The organism is Streptomyces sp. NPDC024632 (genome assembly GCF_055559175.1).
Genome location: NZ_JBVHLD010000043.1, coordinates 1 through 2112, shown reverse-complemented (window position 1 = coordinate 2112; position 2112 = coordinate 1). Strand labels below are relative to the sequence as shown.

3 protein-coding genes and 2 pseudogenes are annotated in these 2112 nt (G+C 63.3%); 2 read left to right on the top strand and 3 right to left on the bottom strand.

What is annotated here, in order from left to right; genetic code table 11:
* Positions 1–423, top strand: a 423-nt coding sequence (locus ACZ37P_RS38450) for an RHS repeat-associated core domain-containing protein (protein WP_467351155.1), incomplete at its 5' end; no start/stop codon positions are given.
* 45 nt (positions 424–468) lie between these two features.
* On the opposite strand, the gene ACZ37P_RS38445 is transcribed toward ACZ37P_RS38450, so the two are convergent.
* Positions 469–783, bottom strand: a complete 315-nt coding sequence (locus tag ACZ37P_RS38445; protein ID WP_467351154.1) for a hypothetical protein — start codon at positions 781–783, stop codon at positions 469–471.
* 197 nt (positions 784–980) lie between these two features.
* Between ACZ37P_RS38445 and ACZ37P_RS38440 the strand changes: the two are divergent.
* Positions 981–1115 (top strand): annotated as a pseudogene (locus ACZ37P_RS38440) (SRPBCC family protein); the annotation flags it as partial.
* Positions 1116–1219: 104 nt separating this feature from the next.
* Here ACZ37P_RS38440 and ACZ37P_RS38435 read toward each other — a convergent pair.
* Both ACZ37P_RS38435 and ACZ37P_RS38430 read right to left on the bottom strand, forming a co-directional pair.
* Positions 1220–1927: a hypothetical protein gene (locus tag ACZ37P_RS38435; protein WP_467351152.1), complete on the bottom strand. Its 708-nt coding sequence runs from the start codon at positions 1925–1927 to the stop codon at positions 1220–1222.
* A 99-nt stretch (positions 1928–2026) separates the two neighbouring features.
* Positions 2027–2112: pseudogene (locus ACZ37P_RS38430) on the bottom strand (IS5/IS1182 family transposase); the annotation flags it as partial.

The window sequence follows — 2112 nt, the reverse complement described above, 5'->3', positions numbered from 1 at the left end:
CAACGCTGGTACAACCCCACCACCGGCCGCTTCACCACCCAGGACACGTACTCCTTCCTCGCCGACCCCGCCAACGGCAACCGCTACGCCTACGCCGCCGACGACCCCATCAACAACGTCGACCCGACGGGAAATCTGTCATTCGACATTGGGGGTGAAATCTGCGATGTGCTTTGCCTGGGAGGTGGCCTCAGCATCAACAGCGACGGGAGTGTGCACCCCTACGTGGCCGTCGGAGGTGGTACCCCCGGGGCCAGCGCTGACGCAAGCCTCGCATCCGGTTCGGCTTCACGAGGACTAACTGGCGAGTACGGCTGCGGGTTCGGCCCCCTGGAGCTCTCTAAATCCACGGACGAATCGGAAAGCGTGGGAACTGGTGGCGATTCCGGGAAATGTTCCGGAACACTCAAGTACACATTCTAAGAATCAGGCAGAAAGGGATCCGATGGACTCGCTTATGATTATCGCTCAAAAGAGCAGACCAGATGGTCCGTCGTGGTTTCCGTATCTGTTCCTCGCCGTCGCCGTACTCGTAGGGATCTTCCTTGCAATTCGGTTCATGAAGCGGCGCAGGTAAACGGTTGGGGTGGCCTCCGGCCAGCCGGAGGCCACCCCTTTCTTGCAGGGGTGAATCATGAAAATATTGGTCGGAATATTCCTGATGATATTTGGCGCGCTCTTCGCGATTTTTGCTTCGAAATTTTCAGTACGTAAATCTGGCACCAAGGAAAAATTCTTTTCCCGCTCAAACGAAATCTCTTTTAGGCTAATCGGTGCGGCCATCTGCGCCGCGGGGCTCCTCTATGCAATCGGGATTATTGGATAAAGCGAGAGAGCGGCCCTAATAGCGCGCTCATGCCGAGAGCGCGCAGCACGACCAGGGCAACGACAGATCGCCGAACGAGAGGGGCCGGACACCATGTCTGCGGTGAGGAGACCGTCGAGGTCAAGATCTGGTGGTCACCGTGTACAACTAGTGAACACCGTTCGGGGAATCCCCGAGCTGCATGGACGGCGTGGAGCGGGTCGAGCAGCGCACGCCGACGCTCACCCGATGGGTGACGAAGGCCGGCTGCGCCACGCGAGAGTTCGACGCCGAGAACACCGAGCAGATCCGCGAACCCGGGCCGACCGACTGTGAAATCGGAGCGCCGCCGATTCCATAGAGGGCCAACATGGATTTTCGTCCGAACTTCACTTCGCTGCCAACCACATCCGATCAGCGAATCGATACAGAGGGAGCGCCCGAGAACTGCGTGCAGTGTGGGCAGCACGGGAAGGGCGGACTGAGCAACTGCACTGCTTGGGCTGCCTGTTGGGGAATGACGCCGTTGCCGAGCGCGGTGAGCTGGGCCGGCCGACCGAGTCCGGGTGTGGCGGTCACCCAGCCCTCGGGCAGACCCTGCATCCACTCCACGAAGGCCGGGCGCAGGCGCCCGGCCGCGTCGGTGGGCGGCGGTGCGGGACGGGTGAGGGTCTCCCATCGGGTGATGGCGGCGCCGTAGGGCCCCCACCGCCCGCTGCTTCCTCCGTATCCGGAGTCGTGTCCGTCCACAGCGGCAGGACCACCGCCGACAGCGGTGGTCGCCGGCCCACCCCCGAACGCCGTCCAGGGGTGCCGGTGTCGCTCGCCCACGTAGGGAGTCGCGAGGCCGCCGCCGACGGGAGGGTGAAGTCGCCGTTGCCGTGTCGCTGGTTCGGTGAACCCTTGATCCCGTCCGACGCTTTCGGGGTCGGCAGTAGCCCCTCCACCTCGTCGGCCAGATTGGGCCCGTGTCCGCTGCTCTTCCTCTTCGCCGGGTGCTGGCTCCCGCCGTTCGACCCGATGTTGGCCGTCGGCGTTTTGAGTAGAGTGTCCGGTGGGCCAAGCGGCGAGGAAGGTCCGCTCGCGCCGGTGCGGGGCCCCGATGTCGGAGGCGCGAAGCACGAGCCAGCGTGCGTCGTACCGGAGGTCGGCCAGGGAGCCGAGTACGGTTCGGGGTGGATTCGCTGGTGAGTCGTCGGCTTATGAGGTCAATGAGCATTTTCAGCGTTGCTTCTCCAGGGTGATGATGGCTTTGGTGATGACGCTCATGCGGTTGGGGCTGACGCGGGATCTGCGGAAGATCTGCC

Excerpts from the sequence above, each read along its gene's own strand:
- ACZ37P_RS38445 (WP_467351154.1), bottom strand. The coding sequence starts at position 783 with ATGGCCGCACCGATTAGCCTAAAAGAGATTTCGTTTGAGCGGGAAAAG.